Here is a 22,112-nt window from a genome sequence, read left to right as displayed (position 1 = left end):
GGGCTACCTGCCCGCGTCGTATCGCACGTCCACCACGTCCGGTATCCCGGGGAACCGCTCCTCGCCGCGCAGGACACCGTCGTACCGTTTGTCGCCCAGCAGGTGGCGCGCGAAGAAGGCCGCGACGTAGTCCCGGGTGATCAGGCGCTGCTGCCGCTCCGACAGCTCGTCTTGGTCCGGCTGCGGGGAGTCCGCGTCGGGGAACTGCGCCAGGCAGGTGCCGGGCCGGCTGCCGGGAAAGGACTCGTCCTCCGCCAGGACCTGGCCGCCGGCCGGCGACCACTGCGTGTTGAAGAAGTTGTGGATCCCGCCCGCCACCGTGAACTTGGCTATCGGCACGGTGTTGGCGCCCTCGTTCTGCTCGACGTACGTGCCGCCGTTCGTCGCGTCGCACGTACCCCACATCACCGCGAACGGTGTCTTGGTCACCGTGACCGGGTCCCACGTCGCGGCCGGCGCCAGCCCGAACGCCGCGCGGATCGAGACGCCCCGCGGCCAGGAGGCCCGGTTGCTGTCGTCGATCTCCTGCATGACGGCGCCGCCGCCCATGGAGTGCCCGATCAGGCCGACGTCGCCCAGGTCCACGTGGCCCCGGAAGTTCACCGCCGACGCGCGCCCCGAAGCGGCGTCGGTGAACCGGCCCTTGAGCGGGCCGCCGCCGGTCCGCGACAGCTCCCGCCACATCACCAGGTGACGCTCGATCAGTGCCGCCCGCGCCTGGTAGACGGTTTCCGCCTGGCCGAAGGAGGTGGCGTTGATGCCGTTGGTCCCGATGGAGACCACGACGAAGCCGCGGCGCGCCAAGTCCCGGCCGAGGTAGTCGTAACCCCGGTAACTGGGGATCTGGTCCGTGCCGGGCGCGCAGGGCCACGCGTACAGAGCGGCGACGGAGGCGTCGATGATCGCCTGCTGCTTCTCGGCGTCGGCGGTGTCACCGCTCTCCTCGTCCCGCGCCAGTGCGGCCTTGGCGGCGGCCAGGTCCCGGGCCGCGCCGGCGTCGGCGCAGGTGGCGTGGATCCCGTGCTCGATCACGATCAGCGGATGGCGGCCCTCGGCGATGTCGCGGGGCACGTACACCGCCCCGTCCAGTTCGTTGTTCCCCACGTACCCCAGGGACCGGGGCGGCCGGAACGCCTCGTCGCCCAGGTCGTACAGCACCTCGCTCACGCCCTGCCGGTCCGGGCCCGGCCCCGGAACCCGCTCCGCCGCCCGCGCGGTGCCAGGCACCGCCAGGAGGGCGAGTACACCGGCCAGTGTCGTCAGCGTGGTCCGTGCGCCGCGTGTCTTCATGCTCCGCCTCGTGTCGTCGCGTCGGATGACGAATCCCGTCATCCGCTACGACGCCCCGGCCGCACCGGGGTTGCGGGTACGGCCGGATCCCGCGGCGGCCGTTGCCGTATCCGCCGCCGGTCACAGCCGCGTGTTGGTGATGAACGAGGCGAACCGCCAGCCCTCCTCGGTCCTGACCGCGAGGTACGCGCCGGTGCCGACGCCGAATTCCCCGCCCTCCCGATCGTGACGCGAGAATTCGCCCTCGATGAAGGCGGCACCGGTCGCGACCGGATGAACGGTCAGATGCGAGATGTCGGAACCGGTGTATCCGGCGCGCGTCAGCGCACTGATCGTGGTGGTCGCGTAGTCCAGCGTGGCGGCCCGCGTCGGCAGAACCTGGTGCTCGTCGTCGACGACGACCACCATGGGGGCGCCGTAGTAGTCGAGCAGCGCCTCCATATCGGTGCGGACGCCCTGGGCCAGAGCCACGAACGTCTCCACATAGGCGCCGTACCATTCACGGACTTCGGCTTCGATCGTCTCGCGCAGGGACATTGCCGCTCCTTGCCTCAGTGCGCGAGCGCATGCGCATTCCCACCGGAATGCGCAGGGGAAGTCGCGCCACGAGAACGCTCGCGGATCCGATCCGTACGTACGGCCAGTGTCGCAGGGACGGCCCGATCCGCGATGGCGGCGCAGCCTGTGGGGAGCCCATTACGGCCGCTCCGAGGGAGTCATCCCGGGGGCGGCCGGCCGCCGGACTCGACCGGCGGGCCGGCAGGGGGCGGAAACACCTTGCCGAACCGCTGCGCACACGGCGAACATCGGCAGATGACCGAACCGGCGGAACGACTGCTGTCGCGGGTCGTGCAGACGTGTCACGGCCACCCGTCGCAGTGGGACGCCTGGACTGTCGACGGCCGCTACCTGTACTTGAGGTACCGCCACGGCGAGGGCAGCGTCGAGCGGCATCCCGGGCCCGACACCGACACCTGGACCGACGACTCCTGGAACGAGGGCCGCTCGGAACTCCTGGTCGAGTGGGACGACGGCACGGACGGCGGTGTCATCAGCCTCGCCGATTTCCTGAGCGCCGCCGGACTCGGCCTGGCGCCAGGAGCGTCGATCACCTGACGGACCCGGTGGCGCGGCGGCCGAAGCCTGCTTTCGCGCCGCCGACAACTCCGGAGGGTTCGCCCCGGGTGGTACCTCGCGGCCGGGATCGGCCCGCTCCGAGTGGGGCGGCACCGTTGCCGCCCCACTCGTGGAGAACGCCGGTCAGCGGATCGTCCGCGCCGCCTTCTCGATGATGTGGGTGACGGCGTCCGGGTGGGACACGCTCACAGCGTGGGAGGAGCGGATCTCCTCGATGTGGGCATGGGCGCGCTTGGCCATGTAGACCTGAAGCTCCCGGGGGATGATCCGGTCATTGGTGCCCACCAGAGCCCAGGACGGGATGGTCTTCCAAGCGGGCTGGCCGGAAGGCTCGTTGAGGGCGGTGCCGGTCCCGGGACGCTGGGTGACCGCCATCAGCCCGGCGGTTCGCGCGGGGACGTCCGCACCGAACGCCTGGCGGAACTTGGGCTGGTCGATGTAGAAGTCGAAGTCCTTGGAGCCGTCCGGGTTGGTGATCGGCACGGGACGCAGAACCTCGCCGATGACGCTGCCCTTGAACTTGCTCACCAGCTCGTTGGCGCTCTCGCCCTTGTCGGGGAGGAAGGCGTCGGCATACACGAGTGCCTTGACCTTGTCGGAGCCGTGGGCGGCGTTGCTGATCACGGCCCCGCCGTAGGAGTGCCCGACGAGAACCACCGGCCCCTTGATGCCGGCCAGCAGGTTCTTGACGGAGGCGGCGTCGACGCTCACACCCCGCAGCGGGTTGGCCGCGGCCACCACGGGATAGCCGTCGTCTTTCAGCTGCTTGATGACGTCGTTCCAGCTGGAGGAGTCGGCGAACGCGCCGTGGACGAGAACGACGGTCGGCTTGTCGGCCTTCGAGGAAGTGGTCTTGGCAGCGCTCGCCGGACCGATCGCCGTGGCGTAAAGACCGGCGGCGACAGCTGCCGTGGCCATGACGGTGAGCGGGGTGCGGGCACGCCGGTAGCGCGAATGACGGTACATGAAGAGCCCTTTCGGTGAGGTTCCAGCCGTGTCCGGACAGGCGGACGTGGCCGCGGTACGGCAGGACGCCGCCGCAAGCCCTGGGGATGCAGACCGTGGGTCGGCGGGCTTTTGCCTGCTTTCACACGTACGACAAGAGCACCCGCGAATGTGTGACAAGAACCGAAATGAACCGCATTGCGTTCGGTCGAGATCTCAGAGTCCCGTACGGGATGGGCCCGCGCCGTCGCCGGGCACCGCCGCACAGCGAAAACGTTCGTCGACGGCGTACAACCATTGGGCATCCGTATACGTCGAAGATCGCAGTTCAAGCGCCACCGCCTGCCACCGCCGCTATCGGACCCCGGAGAACCATGCGCGTCACACGTACCGTCCTCGCCACTGCCGCGGCGGTCGCGGCAGCGGTTTGCAGCCCGCTGCTCGCAGCCCCCTCGGCGGTCGCGGCCCCCGCCAAGCTGGCCGACGACTTCAATGGCGACGGTTACCGCGATTTCGTCATGCTCGGCGGGGCGTACGGCAAGGACGGCAGGGTCACCGTCGTCTACGGCACGTCGACCGGCCCCGGCACCCGCGTCCAGACCATCCACCAGAACTCGCCTGGCATACCCGGCACGGTGGAGCAGGGCGACGACTGGGGATTCGCCGCCACCAGCGCCGACCTCGACCGCGACGGCTACGCCGACCTGGTCGTCGCCTCACCGGGCGAGGACGCCGGCGACATCCGGGACGGCGGGGGACTGACCGTCGTCTGGGGCGGCGCCAAGGGCCTCGGTTCCGGCACCGTCTTCCACTCGCCCATCGCGCCGGAGTACCCGGGCCAGGGCGACCGGTTCGGGCTGGACGTCGTGGCCGGCGACTTCGACGGCGACGGCGACCAGGACCTCACCGCTCTCAGCGGCAGCCGGGCAGCTGTCGTCCTGCTCAAGGGCCCCTTCACCCGCACCGGCGGACGCAGCGGCTGGCAGTCCCTCGGCGACGGCTACGGCTATCTGGACGCCTCCCAGCTGGTGGCAGGCCGGGTCACCGCCGATGCCGCCACCGACCTGTACGTCCTTGGCCGCGATCTCCAAGGCGGCTACTCAGACCTGGACCTGCGGGCCTACTTCCACCGCGGAGGCGGCGATTTCACCCGGCGCGCCGGCGAGATCCGCGTGCCCGACGACGGCGGCCACCAGATCGGCGGCGGCCCCATAACCGCCATCGGCGACTTCGACAAGGACGGCTACGGCGACCTCGCCATCGGCCGCGGCTACGAGGAGCCTGACGCGGGACGGGGCTACGTCACAGTCCAGTACGGCGGCTCCACCGGGCCGAACACGGCACGCAAACCGGTGAAGTTCACTCAGAACACGGCGGGCGTACCCGGCTCTTCGGAGAACGAGGACCACTTCGGCGCCGCCATCGCCGCCGGCGACGTCAACGGCGACGGATACGCGGACCTCGCCATCGGGGCCCCCGGCGAGGACTTGGCGAGCAAGCGCCAGGGCGGCATGGTCACGGTGCTGCTCGGCCGTGCGGGGGGTTTGTCCGGCAGCGGAGCCAAGGCGTACGACCAGAACACCTCCGGTATCGCGAACGCCGTGGAGAACGACGACTACTTCGGGCAAAACCTCAAGCTCACGGACTACACCAAGGACGGCCGCGCCGACCTGATGGTGGACACGAACGACTGGCTGGACAACACCCGGTCGGGCCTTGTCCACATGCTGAAGGGCTCGAAGTCCGGGACCACCGGCACCGGTTCGAAGTCGTTCACCGTGATCTCGCTCAAGCTGTCGTACACGACGCTCGGCGGCCCCTTCACCCACTGACCAGGGGAGTGCACCCCTGCGGACGACGGCCGGTCCCTGCCTGATGGCGAGACCGGCCGTTCGTGTGACACCGGACTGTTCTCCACAGGCTCAGAGCGTGACCGGTCCGGGCCCCCCTTCCGCTGGGGCCTCGGCAGGTCTCGGGGGACCCTCCATGTCGCCAGGCGGGATTCGAACCTGCGACACCCGCTTTGGGAGTTCGTTCCCAGCCGCACGCGCGCTGCCGCGTCGCTACGGCATGGGCCCCGGGGCAGGCTCCCTGGTGCGGCCAAGGTCCTCGTGCGTACGGCCCCGTTGTCGTCACCTTCTGCCGTCAGGACAGCGAGCGCCGGTCAGCCGCTGGGTATCGGTGGCAAGGCCTCGACGGACGGGGTGTCCCCTCGTGGGCCCGGTCTCGGGATTCCGGCGAGTCCCATCCCTGGGGGCGAACGTCGGCCGCAATCGATGCAGGAGGCTCGACGCCGTCGAACGCGCTGGTCGCAGACCGTAGGGTCCGAGCCTCAGCCCCCGACGGATGCGCTCCGCGGGGGAGGGCGGCGCGGTGACGGGACTGCACGGGCCGTGGGTGCAGACGCGCTTGCGGCCGGCGGCCACTTCGCGATCCGTCCCGGTGCCAGGCAACCCCGCGGACGGCCTGGGCCCGTGTGTTTGACCACGCGCACCACCGACAGAGTGAAGAAATGCCCTCTATAACCCCTTTGGCTCTTTTTGGGGATGCCCCAAATGGGATGATTGCTAACTTTTTGCGAGTGAGTGATGATCCATCGCTCCCTCCAGCAGGCGCTCGCACCGCGACCCCCCTTGGGATTGGGTCCACCGGTTCGGCACGCGGCTGGGGCGGACGGCCCGACCAGAGCTCACCACGCAAGTTCGAAGTCTCCCCGCAGGGGTGGCCGAGCTCAATGGCCACAAGAAAGGACTCTCCCGATGCCGCAGGATTCCGTCCTGTCCCGACCATCAGGCAGGCGACGCATACGTAACAGCGTCAAGGCACCCCTGATCCTGATGCCCATAGCGGTGGTGCTGGCGACGTTCACAATGGTGTCGACCTCCGCGCGCGCCGCAGAAGCTCCTGTCGGACTGGGCACCGCCACCAGTTACGCGGTTTTGGCCGGCTCTACGGTCACCAATACCCCCGCCTCCTCCACCGTCATCAACGGCGATCTGGGGCTCTCTCCGGGCTCTTCGGTGACGGGCTTCGACTTTTCGACTCCCCCGGGCGCCGGACATGTCTTCGGCACGGTGCACATCGGTGACATGCCAGCCAATACGGCGAAGTCGGATCTCGTCACCGCCTACAACGATGCGGCCGGTCGGGCATCCACTGGCGCGATTACAGCCGATCTCGGCGGACAGACACTCGTGCCAGGTGTCTACACGTCTGCGTCGTCGATGGGCCTCACCGGAGCCCTCACTCTCAACGCTGGGGGTGATCCCAACGCCGTCTTCATCTTCCAGGTGGGCTCGACTCTGACTACGGCTTCGAACAGCTCGGTCGTACTCGTCAACGGCGCCCAGGCGTGCAACGTGTTCTGGCAGGTGGGCAGTTCCGCCACGCTCGGGACCAATACCGCCTTCAAGGGCACCATCATGGCTGACCAATCCGTCACGGTGACCACCGGCACCAAGATCGAAGGCCGGGCCCTGGCCAATGTCGCCGCGGTCACGCTGGACGACAACGTCATCACGAATTCGATCTGTGCCACGGGCCCGACCGGCCCGACCGGCCCGACCGGCCCGACCGGCCCGACCGGTCCGACCGGTCCGACCGGTCCGACCGGCCCCACTGGTCCGACCGGCCCCACTGGTCCTGCCGGACCGACCGGGCCTGCCGGTCCCACCGGGCCTGCTGGCCCGACCGGCCCCACTGGGCAGCCCGGGCAGCCCGGACAGCCCGGACAGCCCGGCCCCACTGGGCAGCCCGGACAGCCCGGACAGCCCGGACCCGCAGGGCCCGCTGGACCCGGTGGACCCGCAGGGCCGGCCGGTCCTCCCGGACAGCCCGGACAGCCCGGACCCGGTGGACCCGCTGGACCTGCTGGACCCGGTGGACCCGGTGGACCGGCAGGTCCCGGTGGACCCGCAGGGCCGCCCGGACCCGCCGGCCCCCCCGGATACCCGGGACTTCCCGGATACCCGAACCACGGTGACCGCCCGGACCACGGCAACCGTCCGAACCACGGCAACCGTCCGAACAAGGGTGACCGTCCGAACAAGGGCGACCACCAGGGCAAGGGTGACCGTCCGAACAAGGGCGACCACCAGGGCAAGGGTGACCGTCCGAACAAGAGCGACCACCAGGACCACGGCGACTACCAGGACAAGGATGACCGCCCTGACCACGGCGACTACCAGGACAAGGGCTGCTACGAGGAGTGGCGCGCACCCCTGCTGCCTGGACACTCCTGCGAGGACTGAGCAGGACGGACCTCATCCGGTGAGTGAGCCACACTCAACGGCATGAATCCATTCCGGGCGTGACCACCCCGGTGCCCCAGGTCGGTAAACCTGACCTGGGGCACCGGGCGGTGGACGGGGACGGGCGCGTCGACCCGCACGTCATCAGGCACTGTCAAGCGCGGTGCCAAGGCCGGACGGCATCGACCGCCGAAGCGGGAGGCTGGCGACCGGCTCGTTTGGCGCCGCGCACGGGCGTCGCCTGGTCTGAGGCGGGGCACGTCTTCGCGACGAGGAACGGTCGCCCGGTGGAGCCGCGGAACGTGTACCGGTCCTTCACCCGAGTTGCCGCGCAAGCAGGGCTGCGGGTGGTCCGGCTGCACGATGCCCGGCACGGCTGTGCCACGCTGCTGACGGCGGCCGGCGTCGCGCCCCGGGTCATCATGGAGATCCTGGGGCACAGCCAGATCAGCATCACGATGGACGTCTATACCCACGTCGCGCACGACACCCAGCGGGAAGCCATCAGCCACATGGACCGCCTGCTCAAGCGCCGACTGCCGGGCGCCTGAGAGCCGGTTGCCGTCAAACCCTGCCGTCAAAAAGGCCCGCACCATGATCGGTGTGGGCCTTTTCCCTTGTGCCCCAGGCAGGATTCGAACCTGCGACACCCGCTTTAGGAGAGGCCTTATGGCCTTCCCTGCCTGTGGTGATCTTCCCTCTGTTTCACCATTCTCGCTGTTCAGAGGGGTACGGCCTTCCGGCCCGGCTGGATCGTTCCCGGGCTTTACTCGCCCTTCCGTTCCCCTGACGTTCCCCATGGGGGCTCCACGGACCAGGGGGAACGAGGGCGGGGGAATCTGACAAGGTCGGGGGAGGGCGTCAAAATGGCGAGCACCGCAGACCCTTTGGGCATGACGAAGGCCCCGACCCCATCCGGCGGATTCCGGGGGTCGGGGCCTTCGGCCGTCTGCGCGGTGGGCGTCGACCGCTGTGCACAGGCTAGCGGCTCGGGCTGAGCTGCGGGACCAGTCCGTACAGGACGCTCGCTCGGGCGGATCTCCGGCTGGTCGACGTAGCCGCAGCCGTACAGGCAATCGGCGTCAAACGCGCAGTCGGCCCGTGGCATTGCGAATGTGCCGGATTGCTGTCCTCACAGCGGTCGTTCCGTCAAAGATTCGTGCGGCTTGCGACTTGTGGTGCGGCCGTCGGCGGTGCCAGGCAGGCGCTGGTCTGCAGGCGGCGGTGGGTGAAGACGATGTCGCGGACGCGGCCTACGGCTTCCGGGGCGATGCGGGCCAGGACTGGCAGTACCTGGTGCCAGCCATCCCCGACGAGCGCCTCAGCCGATGCCGTAGCGGTGGTCTCTGCTGTGTCCGGGGGAACAACGCCGGGGCCGTGGTCCGCTCGGTCACCGAGGGCTCACTCAAACGGGGAAGCCACCGACCCCGTCCAAGATCAGGATTCTCCGCAAAGTCGATTCCCGTGGGAAACGGTTATTATTCCCGGCTCATGGGAGATCTGTCAGTGGTGGCCTTCAGGCTGGGATCAATCTGCACGGCATCCCGGTGGTCTATCCGGGCAACTTGGTGTCCCGTATCCCCTGCGGTGGCGTCCCTCCTTCGCGTGTCCTGCGCCGCTTTGTGAGCATGGAATTGATGGTCTGCGCGTCCATCGTAACGAAGAAGATGAGGTACAGAGGCCAAATCCACCATGGAGCACCCGGGTTAAAAACGGGTGTCAAGGCGGCAAGCGCCGTGAGAATCAACCAAATCAACAGGCGGACCCCCAGCGCAAACCACGAGTCACGCGGAGTGGAGTTGGCAATCCGCTTGAAAAACGATCCGGAACTCATTCAATTCTCCTCGCTGGATGGGGTCTCGCGATTACCTGCTCAAACATCGCGAGACCCCGTCCACGGGCTCAGTCATGCCTTGGAACTAAGATCTGAGACGGCTGATTACATCGTCCTGTGGTAGCCGTGGTTGTACCGGTATCCCGGCGCCCAGTAGGTTCGACGATACGACGTGACAGGACCTCGGGTGTGCCAGTAGTCAAGGGCCGTCGCGCCCACGCTCACCTCCCAGCCGAAGGTTCGAGCGCCGATCTTCCCGAAGCGACTCCAAGCGCTGGGCCTCGCGTGCTTGACGGTGCGACACCACCAACTGCAGAACTTACTGTGGGCAGCCCCAGCGGTCACAGACCCTGTGCCGCCGCTGGCATAGTGCCAGGCCTTCCGATAGTGACCGTGGCCGGCGGCTCCGCCGGCGTCGATCCATGATCGGTAACTGAAGAAGCCCACACTGTTCCAGAAGGTGCGATGGCCCCAGAACCGCCCATCGAGATCGTAGTGGTTGATGGGGTCGGCGTTGCAGTATTCGTAGGCGTTGGCCGATCCGCCGGGCACGGGGTCGGTGGACAGGAAGCGTCCGGTGGTGGGGTTGTAGAGGCGGACGCCCATGAGGGTGAGGCCGCTGGGGGTGTCGGTGGAGCGTTGTTTGCCGCCGAGCCAGCCGTAGCGGGTGGCGGCGGTGCTGTTGATGGGGTTGCCGTATTCGTCGTAGGCCTGCACGGTCGGGTTCTGGGTGGTGTCCAGGGGGTATTGGACGACGGCGTCGCCGTGCATGTTGGTGAGCTGGAGCACGGTGCTGCCGATGGCGGTGGTGGTGGCGACGAGGTCGCCGTCGATGCCCTGGACGTTGCGGGTGATGGTGCCCGCGGTGTCCTCGGCGGTCCAGTCAGGGCTGTCGGTGTCGCTGCCGTAGTGGTTGGTCTTGCTGCTGGTGGTGGCCCAGGTCCCGGCGGTGTTGGTGTCGGTGGTCCAGGCCGCCAGACGCCCAGACGCATCGAGAGTCCAGGTGGTGCGCTGGCTGCCGGCGGTCTCCTGCCGGGCCAGGTCGTTGGTGTAGTAGGCGAGGGTGGTGCCGTCGGCCTGGGTGGTGGTGCGGCCGAAGGCGTCGTAGGCGACGCCCGTGCCGCCCGCGGTCTGCAGTCGGTCGGCGCTGTCGTAGGTGTAGGCGGTGGCCGTCGGGGTACCCGGCGTGCCGTCGGGGTTGTCGACGGTGGTGGTCAGGCCGGTGCGGTTGGTGTTGTCGTCGAAGGCGTAGGCGCGGTGGGTGGTGGTGCCGGCCTGGGTGTCGTCGACCTGGGTCAGGCGCCCGGCCGCGTCGTAGGTGTAGGCCTGGTCGGCGCTGGTGCCGGTGGTAGAGGTGTGGGTGGCCTGCTGGCCCTGGACCGTGTCCATGCCGGCATCGGCGGCGATCTGCGTGCCGTCGGCGTCCAGGCTGTAGAAGCGGCCGGTGACCGCGCTGGTCTGGTCGCGGGCGATGGTCAGGCTGACGCCGCCGGGCAGGTGCTCGGCGAACATGTCGCCGTTGGCGTCGTATTCGGCACTGGTCGTACCGGCGACCGAGTCGGTGATCGAGGTGGCCAGGCCGCGAGGGTCCTTGGCCGGGTCGTAGGCGTAGCTGGTGGTGGACGGCGCGCTGTCGGTGACGGTGACCGGCCGGTCCAGCGCGTCATAGGCCGTGGTAGCGGTGTTCCCCGAGCCGTCGGTGTACCGGGTCTGCCGGCCCAGCGCGTCGTAGGTGTAGGAGACGGTCCCGGCGCTCGAGGTGACGGTGGCCTTCTCGCCGGTGGCCGGGTCGTAGGTGGTGGTGACGTCCGGGACCGCGGTGCCCACCCCGCCGGTCACCTTGACCGAGAGGGGCCGTCCGGCCGTGTCGTAGGTCGTGGTGGTGGTGCGGGTGGTCCCGTTGGCGGTCTCGGTGACCGCAGAGGGGTTGCCCCACCGGTCGTAGGTCGTGGTTTTCGTGAGGAGTTGGCTGGGGTTGGTGCCGCCGCCGGTGATCGCCGCGGCGGGGCCGGTGGAGCAGACCAGGTCGGCCCACTCCGGTTTGCCGGCGCATGCGCCGGTGCCGGTCGCCGACCAGTACGTCGTCACCGTCGTTCCGGCGTCCGAGCCGGTGGACTTGGGCATGCCGGCGGAGATCACCCGGCCCTGGGCGTCGTACCCGGTGGTCTGGGCGATGCTCAGGTGACCGGTGCCGGGGTCGGTGACGGTCTTGGTGGCAAGGCCCTTGACCCAGTCGTACGCGGTGGTGGTGGTGCGGACGTCGCCGTCGTTGGGATAGCCGTCGATGAAGGCGCCCACGCGTGTGGTGGTGACCTGGTCGGAGACGGTGGCGGTGCCGTCGGTCGGGCGGCCCTCGTCGTAGCTGTTCACCGTGTGCTCCCGGGCCGGTTTCACCGATCCCGGGTCCAGGTCGGTGCCGCCGGGGGCGGCGGTGAGCGCCGCGGCGAGGGTGACCTGGTGCAGCGGCCCGAACTCCTCGAGCTGCCGTTGCCCGTCGGTGGAGTACACCGAGATGGTGGACAGCTTCTGGGCCCGCACCACGGGGGTGTCGCCCAGGATGTCGAGCTGCCGCTGCTGGTCCTGCTGCCAGCCGGCGGTACCCAGGGCGAGTTCGCGGTTGGCCGCGTTCAGCTCCTGGACGGTGTTGCCGAACTGGTCGTACTGGGTGGTGGTGATGTGCCCGCCCGGCGTGGCGGTGTTCACCTCACGCCCGGAGGCGTCGGTGTAGGTGAGGGTGGCCCGCCCGTAGGCACCGGAGCCGAGCTGGGTGCCGTCGTGGGAGGCCGGGACCTGGTCGGCGGGGAAGACCGCGGTGGCATCGGCCGGCGTGTCGGTCTGCCCCCAGTCGTCCACGTCCGTGCTCTCCATCTGCTGGGGTGCATTCGAGCCGGACAGCGGCACCTGGTAGACCACGTTGGTGGCGGCGGTACCGCCGTCGGTCTGCGTGTTCGAACCCTGGCGCAGCGTGGGTCGCGACACCGAGACCAGCATGCCGTCACCGGCCACGGGGGAGGTGCCGACCTTGGTGTAGGTGAAGGTCCACGGCAGTTGTCCGGGGTCGGTTTCGGTGGTGATCCGCCCGGCGGCGTCGTAGCTGTAGGTGGTCTTCAGCGCAGGGGTGGTCCTGGGGTCGAACTCCTCCCGGAGCCGGCCGGCCTCGTCGTAGGCGTACTGCGCGATCACGCTGGCGGTGGCGGTGCTGTCGCCGGGTGTGGTGGCCCAGAGCCGGATCTGCTTGACCTGCCCGAAGAAGTCGCCGAACGCTGTGGAGGTGGCGGTGGTGGAGGTGGCGTAGAGGTACTCCAGCATCCGGCAGCCCTTGGTGGATGGCGTGCTCTGGCAGGTGGCGGCCGCCACCGCGGAGGTGGGGGCGATCACGTACTTCGGGCGTATCAGGCCTCCGGTCTGCACCGCATCGGGCACCACCGTGGTGGTGGAGTTCGATGTCGGCAGGAACGTCGTGGACACCTGCCAAGTACTCGCGCCGGACGGTTTGGTGAAGGTGGTGGTAGTGCCGTCGGTGTCCTTCAGCGTGAAGCTTGCGATCTTGGTCAGGTCGGTGCTGGCGTTGCCCGTGCTGTCGATGCTGGTCAGCGTGAGGTCTTCGGCTCCGGGTTCGGGCTTCCACCCCTTCGCGGTGGTGGCGGTGAACCCCGTCGGATCTCCGTCGACGTCCACCAGCGCCACCGAGGTGTTGGAGGTCTTGCCGAGGTAGGCCCAGTCGGAGTCGGTGATCTCCGCGGTGGTACCGGCGGTCCACTGCGGGCCGAAGATCGCCGCTTGGCCGGCCTGTGCCGCGCCGTTGCCCGGACGCCGGGAGGAAGCGGTACGGGCCACTGCCATCCCGAACGCGGAGGCGTCGGTCGCCGACAGCGTCGCGTCGCCGGTCAGTGCGTTGACCGATGCCGGACCCGCATCCAGCGACGGGGCGGTCCCGGCGTTGCGGTCCACGGTGACCGTGTGGGGCAGCGAGTTGAACTCGCTGGTGCCGTCGGTGAACTCGGCGCGCACATCCACCGGCCCGTCCGGCAGGGTTGAGGTGATGTTCCACGTCAACGGGGCGGGCACGCCATTGGTGACGGGCACCGGCCAGGCGTTCAGCGTGGAGCCGTCGGAGTTCTTCGTCACGTCCCCGGTGGGCAGCGTGTGCCAGGTGTCGGTCTCACCGGTCCGGTACTGGTAGGTGACTGCCGTGTAGGTGCCCTGGCCCAACGCCGAAAGGCCCACCCGGCGGGCCGGGCGCTCCCCCTCCCCCGGGGTGGTCAGTGACGCACCGTCGCCGGCGAAGAAGACATAGGAGGTGACGGCGGAGGTGTTGCCCGCGGCGTCCTTCGTCTTGGCCGCCAGGGTGTGCTTCCCGTCCGTGAACGTCAATGTCCGGGTCACCGCCCCACCGGTGGTGGCCGCCGTGACCCACGATCCGCCGTCCAGCTGGTACTGAACCGAGGTCACATCGCTGGTGGGCGGGGTGAAGGTGAAGGCCCCGGAGAAGTTGCCGTTGCCGTCCCCGGTGCCCGCCCAGGTGTTCGCCGGGAAATCGGTCGAGGACACGGCGGTGTTTCCGGGGGCGGTGGTGTCGACGGTGAGGGTGTTCCAGGCCGACCAGGCGCTGGTGTCGGTGCCGTCGGAGGCCTGGGCCCGCCACTTGTAGGCGCCCGGCGCCAGCGCCGGAGAGGTCCACGAGACCGTGGTGCCGGAGGTGGCAGCCGCGGCCGCGCCCGAGGTCACCCTGGTCGTGCCGGCCGAGTTCCACACCTCGAAGGCCAGCGTGACCTTGTTGCCGTCCGCGTCGGTGGACTTCGCCTGCAGCATCGGCGTCGTGTCACTCGTCGCGGCCCCGTTCACCGGGGAGACCAGGGCCGGCGTGCCGGGCTTGGAGTTGTAGTTCACCACCATCTTCGGCGCGAACCCGGCCGTGGTGTAGTTCGCCGAACGGAACCGCCGCCAAGTGGTCAGATCGCTCTCATCCGCACTGCGCAGCTGGATGCCGTCGTTGACGATACCCCCGGCCCAGTCCTGGACCATGCTGGTCAGGTTCCAGTTCGACCAGTTCTCCGGGCAGGAGGCGTCAAAGCCCCAGTGCCCGGTGTTGGAGGCCTCGCTGTTGGTGGTCGTACCCGGCTGTGCGCCCCAGGTGACCGTGTGCGAGTCCCAGTCGGTGATGATCCGCTTGGCCAGGGTGGCCGGGCCAGCGGTGGCACACGTCGAGGAGAAGTAGGAGTACAGCGACATCGTCGCCGACAGGATGTGCTTGCCCTTGAACGGTGAGACGTCGAACTTCAGGTACGACCGGGCGATGTGGCCGCCGCTGTCGAATGTGCCCGACTTCAGATCCTGCGAGCCGATCTGCGAGTCGAGGAAGTCGGGGGTCTGCACCCAGGTGTCGGTGGTCACCGCCAGTGTGGAGGACGGGTCGATCGTCACCGGATACGTCAGATCCTGCGCGAAGAACGCCGGATCAGGCGTCAGTACCAGCGTGGTGCTGCCGTCATCGGCCGTCTCTATGCTCGTGTCCACCTGCGCCTGGTGCTCAGGCTCCCCCGAGACCGCATCCTTCGAGGAATCCCACAGATGCGGCGCCGCCGCCTCCGCGACCAGCTTCCCCGAGGTGTCCTTCAGTAGCAGATGCCCACTGTCCGAGTCCTTGGACAACGACAGGCCCTTCAGCGTCACCGGGATCCGGTAGGACACCGGAGCCGTCGGCGCCCGGTCCAGCACCACCGACTGCTCGAAACCCTGCGCCAGCGCCTGCACCGTCAACGACGCCCCGCCACCCAGATCATAGGAGGCGGTGTCGCCGTCGATCGTCGGTGACGGCAGCATGCTCCCCCAGTCCAGGCCGAACGTCTTCGACCCCGCTGTGACCGACGCCAAAGCCTTGTCCCCGCCATCGGAGACCGCCACATCCGCCACGGACACCTGCGGCTGCAGATGATCACCCACATCCGCCAGCGACGTGTCGATGTCCTTCCACGACCCGTCGCTCTGTTTCACCCGGACCGGACCCGCGTACGCCTCCGTCGTCAGCGACCCGTCCGGATTCACGAACGTGCTCGAATCCGCCGCCCGCTGCGCGAGCACCTCGATCCGGCGGTTCTGCAACTGCGCCATCAACCGCGCCGACGCCTCATCCGCCGCCTGCGCCGGACCATACGACACGGCAGACGCGGTCACCGCAGCCCGTGCCGCGTCACCCGTCACGGCCACCGCAATGCCCGCTTCCCCGATCACAGTGGCGGAACCGACGGCCAAAGCCATCACCACCCCAACCGCGATCCGACGTCTGAACCCAACCGACGACGCCCTGGCCGCAGCGCCCGTCCGACGTCGCCGCCGAGCAGGCTTCCACTGATGCTCCATCAATTCCCCTCAAAAATCGGTGAGTCCTACACGACTCAAACCGGGGAATGTTCACATGGCCTCGACAACCCAGGGAAGCAGGACAAAGTACCCGCTCAATCACCACAAAAGCTAAAACCAAGAAACAGGCAAGGACTCAAAAGGAATCCCCCACCTTTCTCAAGCGACATGCAAACCCCAACTACCCCAGCCGGATACCAATCAGTCCATCCCGTCCCCCAAACACAAGAATGACGTGACCAAGAACACGGCCGTCGCCACGACAGACGCAGGCATGGTCACTGCGCAGCCAGAAGGACCTGCAACCACGCTGGCGGAGAGCCCGATCCATACGAATCAACGACCCGCGAAGTACGGGGCCAGCGGCTTGGGCTGAGCTGCGGGACCAGTCCGTACAAGACGCTGGGGCGGATCTCCGGCTGGTCGACGCAGCCGCAGGCGTGCGGGCAGGGCATCCACTTCCAGGGCTGGGCGTAGTGGGCGCGGAGTGACCCGCGGGCGCGGCCGGGGTCCTCGGCGGTGCAGTGGCGCTGGACGCGGCCGCGTAGTCCAGTAGCTGCACAGGCCGAAGACGTCGCGGTGGGGGCCGCAGCGTTCGGCCTCGATGGCGGCGATCTCGCGCAGTAGGACTGGGTGCGATAGGGGCTAACTCGTGGCCGATGTGTCGCTTCCCGCTCCTTGGTATCCGGAGTCGGCGAGGGTAGGGAGCCCGTTGACGGCTGCTTTGTACAGCGTGGGCACTCAGTGTTTACGCACGGCGACGATGTCGAAACGGAGCAAGCGGCGCGCCGCTACTGCGTCTGTTCGAGTGACGGGCACCGCGCTGCCGGAGAGGGCAAGCCGCACTGGTGCACAGTCGTGCGACGCTCGAAGAGTCGGCAGCTACACCCGAAGTGGAGGCGCCCATGTCCGGAGCCGATCGGTCGGAAAGAGTGGGCCGAGTCGACGCTCTTCGCCTTCTTGGCACGGCGGCATGCATCAGCTTTCTGGCCGTGGCTTGCAGCAGTGCTGGCCGCGACTTGCCATCATCGGTGGAGCCTGTTTCGACACTATATCCGGGAGCCCCCAGCGCCGACTCGCCCCGCGAGATCAATTTTCCCAGGGTCGCCGTAGGCGAGTCCTCCGAAGCCGGGGTCGAGGTACGCAACGCAACCGGCACGTTGTGGAAGAACGCATCGGCGACTATCGCCGGCTCATCCCCCGGGCCGGGCGGGGGCCACCGAACGGCTGGCCGAACTTCGCAGCGGTCGAGCTACCGGGTCGTCAAAGATGGATGCCGGGGGAAGGACGTACGTCCCGGGGAGTCGTGCCTGGTCACGATTCGCTTCACCCTTGGGGCCGCTGGTGCCGGATCGGTGGAGCTGCAGATTACGACGGAATCGGGAACGTTTGGGGCAGAGTTGAAGGTCGCCGAGTCGTCCATTTCTCAGCCGTCTCGGCCCACGGCGACAGCGTCGTCGGCGAAGACGAACCCGGCCCGGGAGGCGACGCCTGAACTCACGTCAGCCACGGCGACGACCACGGCGACGACCACGGCCACAGCGACGGCCACAGCGACGGCCACCGTGACGGAACCGGATCCGTTCGTGCCTTCCGGTTCGGTTTCCGAGCCCGTCGCTCCCCCCGCCCCCGAAGCCTCATGATGCCTTCCACACGACGACGCGAATGCTGTCGTCGTCCTTGAGGACCAAGGTCGCGACATCCTTTCCCCGCTCAAGCAGAAGGAAATAACGTGTCTTCGACTTGGCGAGAACGCGGAACCCTGCGCAAGTAAAACGATAGGAACCTCCTCCGGTTCCTTTGTCCTTGCAGGCATCGTAGGCCTGGGTGGAAATCGGCTCACGAGAATGGATCACGACCCCCGTCATGTTCATGTAGTGCTGGTTCGTCTCCTGGCCCGCCTCCGCTTTCCCGGCCCCACTTGCATAGAGCGCCATATCGAAGAACAAGGTCATTGCCACGAGCGCGATGAGCAAGCCGTCAGTGATGGCTCGAACGCGCTCCCTGTATCGGCTGGCGTCTCGGCGAAGATGCCGGCCGAACATGACGAGAATCGCTCCGAAAGCAACGATGAGGGGGGGAAGTAGTTCCCGCGGCCATCCCGAGGCCAGAAACAGCGATACCGCCTGCTGCCACCAGCGTGGCCGGAGGAAGACCGGGAACGCCAGCAGAAGCAGGCCGATGCCCGCTGCGACGAGCGCCCAGGAAACCTGGCGTCGCAGCCGGTCCAGCCCGCGTTTGGAGAGCTGGTTGTCCACCAGCACAAATGATGCCACGCCCAAAAGTCCCAGCACGACGGCGATCAACAGCGGCAGGAAGATTGCCGTGGTACTGCCCATCACGTAATCCTGGGGAGCCAGTTCCAGTTCGCTCACGCGCACACCGAAGTAGTCATAGTAAGCACTCCGGTATGTGCTGCCAAAGTAGTACAGCAAACCGAACACGACCGTCCCGGGTGTCACCACGTAGGCGGCCTTTTCGAGGAACGATTTCCCCCGCGCCGATTGTTCGCTCGGATTGCTTCGTCGAGCAGGCACGCGCGTCGTCAACTGAAGTTCAGCCTTCCGTGCCGTCGGTTTGAATATCTGTGAGAGAGGGGCGCCTCGGTGACCTTGGCGCCCCTTGGGTCTCTCTCCCTCAGATCGTGAACGGCCGCTGCCGAAGGAATCGGTTGCTGGGCCGACCGGTCACGAAGAAGTTTGGGCTCTGGTTGGCCGGCATCTGGCGGAGAATCTCGCGGTGAAATGCCCTGTACCCACCAGGGAACTTGCCACCGTTCCACACCTGAAGAAGGGTGCCGGTGAACAGGCCATTACGCAGGCCGTCGGCGGCTAGTTGGTTGTCCTGGCAGGCCGAGATGAGCAGGGCGCTCGCACCGAGTTCCCGACTGTCTCTTGCGTCCAGATCGCGCTGGATGGCGTCGAAGAAGTCCTTGTCCCGCTGGTAAAGCTCATCCTGCTTGTCCAGAGGCATAAGCCTGGACGTTGTCTCGATCTGGGTGGGGTCGGTCGTCTGGAACTGCTCTTCCATGGCTTCTGGCGTGAGAAGTTGCCGTACTCGCAGCCCCGTTCCGCTGTGGCAGCTGTCCAGGAAGGCGAGGATGCGAACGCCTTCGGCGAAAGCTTCCAGCTCCTTGTACAGCTCGTCGTCGATGTACTCGCGATCGAAGAAACACATCGTCTCATCGAGCCGGTCCGGCTCGTCCTCGGGCCCATTGATGTCGGGTACTTGCCCGCCATGGCCTGAGTAGGTGAAGAGCAAGATGTCCCCGGACGTCAGAAGCCTGGCTGCTTTGCGCAGCTCGGCGTTCACGTTGCTGACTGTCGCCTCAGCGGTGAGAAGCGTTGTCTGGTCCTTGAACCCGGCTTGCTTGGCGAGCTGCTCCATGTCGCGAGCGTCGTTCTCGCAGGCGATGAGCTTGCCGTCCCAACCGCCGTATTTGGTGGGATCGACTTTGTTGAGCCCGATGTGGATGGACATGCTCTGAGCCATGAACTGGCTCCTTCCGTACGAACGGATACCGCCCAGGGGGTTCAGTGAACTGGGCGTCGAGCCGGGGTGAACCGGTCGATCGAGATGCCGGCTCTCCGCATTCCCGATCCAACCCTAATCGCCTGAGTTGGTGCATGCGCGCTGGCGTTGGGCTATTTGGGCGACATCGGATGCATGTCAACGTGCGGACCCGAGCGGCGCGGTAGGTAGCGAGTCATGGCCACTCCTCTCGATCCCCCGCCGAATACTGAAACGGTGAGTCGTGAATCGCTGGCGAACCGCAAAGGCTATGACGAGCACTTCCTCGGGTCGACCGTGCCGCTGCCCCGACCAACCGATCCGGGCATCGAAACGGTGATCCTGCCGTACACACACTTCAGCGTAGTGTTTCGTCCAGACCGGCGTCTGGCAACGGCCACGGCTGTTGCGATCGACGGCGTCAAACTGATGGACGTACCCCGCAACGATAACTGGCGGTTTGACCCCCGCCTTCCCGAGAGCCAGCAGGCGGGGCATCCGGTGTACAGGGACAACCCGCTAGACAAGGGACACCTGGTCCGCAGGCTCGATCCGGTGTGGGGTCCGACGGCAGAAGCAAGCATGGCCAACGGTGACACATTCCACTACACAAACGCTGCCCCGCAGATGGACATCTTCAACCAGGGCAAAGAACTCTGGCAGGGACTGGAAAACTTCCTGCTCGATCACGCCGAGCAGTTCGATCGCAAGCTGACGGTGTTCACTGGAGCAGTCCTTGAGGACTCCGATCCGCCGTACCGCGGTATCCAGGTACCTCTTCGCTTTTGGAAGGTCGCCGCTTTCATGCAAGACGGCGATTTGGCATCCACGGCGTACGTTCTGGATCAAAGCCCCGACCTCAGCAGAGATGCTGCTGCCCGCGCGCTGGCCGAAGCGGCAAGAGCCGGGGATCCTCCCCCGCTGGGCGCCTTCCGCACCTTTCAGGTGCCGGTCGCTGACGTTGCAGAAATCACGGGGCTGGACCTGGGGCCATTGCCAGCCGCTGACCGACTGCCTCCTGGGGCGCGCGCTGCGAAGCGCTGGACACGGCTGGAATCGTTCGAGGACATCGTCGTCGAATAGGGGCACCTGACGGCGAGTGCTTCTACTACTCCCTCGCGCTACATCTTGACGCCGACCAGGCAGCCGCCGCCATCGCCGACCTTCCCGTGAGCCGCAGTTGCAGGCCGCGAGAGCGAGGCCTGTGTGACGGCGCTCCATCCAGCGTCGTCCGTTGCTGTCGGCTGCGCCCGGGCGGCTCTCTACCTGCGCCAGCAAAGTGACCTTGTGATCGGTGGCCCACGGCAGTGTTCGTCTGCTCAGCCTCAAGGGCTGCGGCCTGCTCAGGCGTAATGGCCATGCTGTCCTCCGGGCATGATGCGGCCCGGCCTCGCTCGTGGCGTCGGCCGGGCCAGGGTCGGTGCGGTCAGGCGTTGCAGAACTTGAGGGCCTTCAGCGCCTCGTTGATGGCCTTGCCTTGCGCCTCGGGGACCTCGTTGCCCTGGTAGGTGAAGCGCTGGCCGGCGGCCCAGTCGGCGCGGTCGCTGCCGCTGTTGATGGCGCTGTACTGGTTGCGTGCGGCGTCGATGGCCTTGTCCGGGTCCTTGACGATGCCGGGGTTGACGGCCTGCAGGGCTGCGAGGAGGGCGGCCCGCCTGGCTCCGGCCGCTACGGGCGGGATGCCAGCGTCAGCGAGGGCCTTGTCGCGGTCGGCCTGGGACAGCGTGGGCTCGGATGGGGCGGTGGCCTTGGTCCCCTCGGCTGTGCTGCAGCCCGTGAGGGTTGCGGCGGTAGCGGCGAGGAGGAGTGTGGTTGTGGCGATGTGTGTGCGTATGCCGGGATCCTGTCGGTCCGTCTGGTGCGGGGGGTGCAGGCGCTGCTTCCGTGGCGGACCTGTGACATGCCGAAGGCCCCGGCTCGGTGAGCACGGGGCCTTCGTAAGCGGTCTAATCACCTGCTTTTTGGGCATGGTGATCTCCCGCGAGTGTTACACCTGTGAACGATGAGCGTCAAGCACTCCTGAGCTGCTGGAGTTCGTCGAGGTCGACGAGCGTGCGGCCGGCGTGGTCGCGGCCGTGTTTCTGGAGCTTGCCGCGGTGGATCCAGACGCGGATGGTGCCGGGCTTGACGTCGGCGGCGAGGGCTGCGGCTTGGGTGTCGGCGAGGCGGCGGCGCTGCGTGCAGGTTCAGGAGCCGCTGGTCTTGCGGCACTCGGCGTGAACAGCGTCAGCGGCTTTCTCACTGCCCAGGGCCTGTGCGCGGTCGGTGAGCCGGTCCTGCTTGGCGAGTTCTTCTTGTGTCTCGCCACCCTCTGCCTTGAGGGTCTCCAGCTCCAGAGTTACGGATACAGCCTCCGCGAGCCGGTCCGTGGCCGTGGCGAGCTTCTGCCAACCCGAGTCCAGGCGTGCCGCTTGAGCGGCCTTGTCTGCGTCCTCCTGAAGGCGGGGAAGGATCTTGCCCCTGGCCTCCTCGCGTCCCTTCAGGTGGTCGAGGTGGAGTTCGGGGAGGGTTGAGACGTCGCACGCCTTGGCGGCGAGGCTGAGCGCCTGGTCTTTGTCGCTCGTCCCGCATGCGGCGATGAGGGTGACCGAGGCGATGGCGGCAAGAAACGCGCCGATGGGTCTGTGCTGCATGGGGTCATCATCGCTGTGAGCCACCTGTGTGCGAGGGGTGGGGTGTCGTCGGGACAGCCCGTTACGGGTGCGGCAGGGAGGGAGGCTGTGTGGGGCGCCCGCAAACCCGTTCCACAGGGGTACTCAGATGGCGGGTACCCCTGCCTCCCCGCC

The 22,112-nt window shown here is 67.6% G+C and carries 13 protein-coding genes and 1 pseudogene; 5 read left to right on the top strand and 9 right to left on the bottom strand.

Annotated elements, in window-relative coordinates:
- Positions 1-3: 3 nt before the first annotated feature.
- Positions 4-1,290: an alpha/beta hydrolase gene (locus ACFWVC_RS27085; protein WP_384291644.1), complete on the bottom strand. Its 1,287-nt coding sequence runs from the start codon at positions 1,288-1,290 to the stop codon at positions 4-6.
- A 120-nt stretch (positions 1,291-1,410) separates the two neighbouring features.
- Complete coding sequence (locus tag ACFWVC_RS27080) at positions 1,411-1,827, bottom strand: hypothetical protein (RefSeq protein WP_384291640.1); 417 nt, start codon at positions 1,825-1,827, stop codon at positions 1,411-1,413.
- Between the two features lie 276 nt (positions 1,828-2,103).
- On the opposite strand from ACFWVC_RS27080, the gene ACFWVC_RS27075 reads away from it, so the two are divergent.
- The gene (locus ACFWVC_RS27075) at positions 2,104-2,406 is read left to right on the top strand and encodes a hypothetical protein (protein ID WP_384291637.1); all 303 of its coding nucleotides are present in this window, start codon (positions 2,104-2,106) and stop codon (positions 2,404-2,406) included.
- A gap of 144 nt (positions 2,407-2,550) precedes the next feature.
- Here the strand turns inward: ACFWVC_RS27075 and ACFWVC_RS27070 are convergent, their stop codons facing one another.
- Positions 2,551-3,393, bottom strand: coding sequence for an alpha/beta fold hydrolase (locus ACFWVC_RS27070; protein ID WP_384291632.1), 843 nt, complete (start codon positions 3,391-3,393; stop codon positions 2,551-2,553).
- A gap of 353 nt (positions 3,394-3,746) precedes the next feature.
- Between ACFWVC_RS27070 and ACFWVC_RS27065 the strand changes: the two genes are divergently transcribed.
- The 3 genes and pseudogenes from ACFWVC_RS27065 to ACFWVC_RS27055 all read left to right on the top strand — a co-directional run.
- Entirely contained in the window at positions 3,747-5,204 is a 1,458-nt protein-coding gene (locus ACFWVC_RS27065) for an FG-GAP and VCBS repeat-containing protein (RefSeq protein WP_384291631.1), read from the top strand.
- 927 nt (positions 5,205-6,131) lie between these two features.
- On the top strand, positions 6,132-7,622 hold the full coding sequence (locus ACFWVC_RS27060; RefSeq protein ID WP_384291626.1) for an ice-binding family protein: 1,491 nt from the start codon (positions 6,132-6,134) through the stop codon (positions 7,620-7,622).
- A gap of 239 nt (positions 7,623-7,861) precedes the next feature.
- Positions 7,862-8,173: pseudogene (locus tag ACFWVC_RS27055) on the top strand (tyrosine-type recombinase/integrase); the annotation flags it as partial.
- 1,388 nt (positions 8,174-9,561) lie between these two features.
- Here the strand turns inward: ACFWVC_RS27055 and ACFWVC_RS27050 are convergent.
- From ACFWVC_RS27050 to ACFWVC_RS27035, 4 genes are all read right to left on the bottom strand, one after another.
- The gene (locus tag ACFWVC_RS27050) at positions 9,562-15,567 is read right to left on the bottom strand and encodes a DNRLRE domain-containing protein (protein ID WP_384291621.1); all 6,006 of its coding nucleotides are present in this window, start codon (positions 15,565-15,567) and stop codon (positions 9,562-9,564) included.
- Between the two features lie 1,675 nt (positions 15,568-17,242).
- Positions 17,243-17,368 (bottom strand): hypothetical protein, encoded by a 126-nt coding sequence (locus tag ACFWVC_RS27045; RefSeq protein ID WP_384291615.1) that lies wholly within the window; start codon positions 17,366-17,368, stop codon positions 17,243-17,245.
- A gap of 85 nt (positions 17,369-17,453) precedes the next feature.
- Positions 17,454-18,365 (bottom strand): tripartite tricarboxylate transporter TctB family protein, encoded by a 912-nt coding sequence (locus ACFWVC_RS27040; RefSeq protein WP_384291609.1) that lies wholly within the window; start codon positions 18,363-18,365, stop codon positions 17,454-17,456.
- An 88-nt stretch (positions 18,366-18,453) separates the two neighbouring features.
- Positions 18,454-19,308 (bottom strand): caspase family protein, encoded by an 855-nt coding sequence (locus ACFWVC_RS27035; RefSeq protein ID WP_384291605.1) that lies wholly within the window; start codon positions 19,306-19,308, stop codon positions 18,454-18,456.
- A gap of 216 nt (positions 19,309-19,524) precedes the next feature.
- On the opposite strand from ACFWVC_RS27035, the gene ACFWVC_RS27030 reads away from it, so the two are divergent.
- Positions 19,525-20,409 carry a DNA/RNA non-specific endonuclease gene (locus ACFWVC_RS27030; RefSeq protein ID WP_384291601.1) on the top strand — a complete coding sequence of 295 codons (885 nt, stop codon included), beginning with the start codon at positions 19,525-19,527 and terminating at the stop codon, positions 20,407-20,409.
- A 343-nt stretch (positions 20,410-20,752) separates the two neighbouring features.
- On the opposite strand, the gene ACFWVC_RS27025 is transcribed toward ACFWVC_RS27030, so the two are convergent.
- Positions 20,753-21,295 carry a hypothetical protein gene (locus tag ACFWVC_RS27025; protein ID WP_384291597.1) on the bottom strand — a complete coding sequence of 181 codons (543 nt, stop codon included), beginning with the start codon at positions 21,293-21,295 and terminating at the stop codon, positions 20,753-20,755.
- A 217-nt stretch (positions 21,296-21,512) separates the two neighbouring features.
- The gene (locus ACFWVC_RS27020) at positions 21,513-21,959 is read right to left on the bottom strand and encodes a hypothetical protein (protein ID WP_384291594.1); all 447 of its coding nucleotides are present in this window, start codon (positions 21,957-21,959) and stop codon (positions 21,513-21,515) included.
- Positions 21,960-22,112 lie beyond the last annotated feature (153 nt).

The organism is Streptomyces sp. NPDC058691, assembly GCF_042714775.1.
In the GTDB taxonomy this organism is placed as follows: domain Bacteria; phylum Actinomycetota; class Actinomycetes; order Streptomycetales; family Streptomycetaceae; genus Actinacidiphila.
The sequence above is the reverse complement of the archived record's forward strand: the minus strand, read 5'-3'. Positions and strand labels throughout refer to the sequence as shown.

Bases quoted from the DNA above. Each gene is read 5' to 3' on its own strand.
- ACFWVC_RS27085 (WP_384291644.1), bottom strand. From the start codon at position 1,290: ATGAAGACACGCGGCGCACGGACCACGCTGACGACACTGGCCGGTGTA.
- ACFWVC_RS27080 (WP_384291640.1), bottom strand. From the start codon at position 1,827: ATGTCCCTGCGCGAGACGATCGAAGCCGAAGTCCGTGAATGGTACGGC.
- ACFWVC_RS27075 (WP_384291637.1), top strand. From the start codon at position 2,104: ATGACCGAACCGGCGGAACGACTGCTGTCGCGGGTCGTGCAGACGTGT.
- ACFWVC_RS27070 (WP_384291632.1), bottom strand. From the start codon at position 3,393: ATGTACCGTCATTCGCGCTACCGGCGTGCCCGCACCCCGCTCACCGTC.
- ACFWVC_RS27065 (WP_384291631.1), top strand. From the start codon at position 3,747: ATGCGCGTCACACGTACCGTCCTCGCCACTGCCGCGGCGGTCGCGGCA.
- ACFWVC_RS27060 (WP_384291626.1), top strand. From the start codon at position 6,132: ATGCCGCAGGATTCCGTCCTGTCCCGACCATCAGGCAGGCGACGCATA.
- ACFWVC_RS27050 (WP_384291621.1), bottom strand. From the start codon at position 15,567: ATGGCGCAGTTGCAGAACCGCCGGATCGAGGTGCTCGCGCAGCGGGCG.
- ACFWVC_RS27035 (WP_384291605.1), bottom strand. From the start codon at position 19,308: ATGGCTCAGAGCATGTCCATCCACATCGGGCTCAACAAAGTCGATCCC.
- ACFWVC_RS27030 (WP_384291601.1), top strand. From the start codon at position 19,525: ATGGCCACTCCTCTCGATCCCCCGCCGAATACTGAAACGGTGAGTCGT.
- ACFWVC_RS27025 (WP_384291597.1), bottom strand. From the start codon at position 21,295: ATGCCCAAAAAGCAGGTGATTAGACCGCTTACGAAGGCCCCGTGCTCA.
- ACFWVC_RS27020 (WP_384291594.1), bottom strand. From the start codon at position 21,959: ATGCAGCACAGACCCATCGGCGCGTTTCTTGCCGCCATCGCCTCGGTC.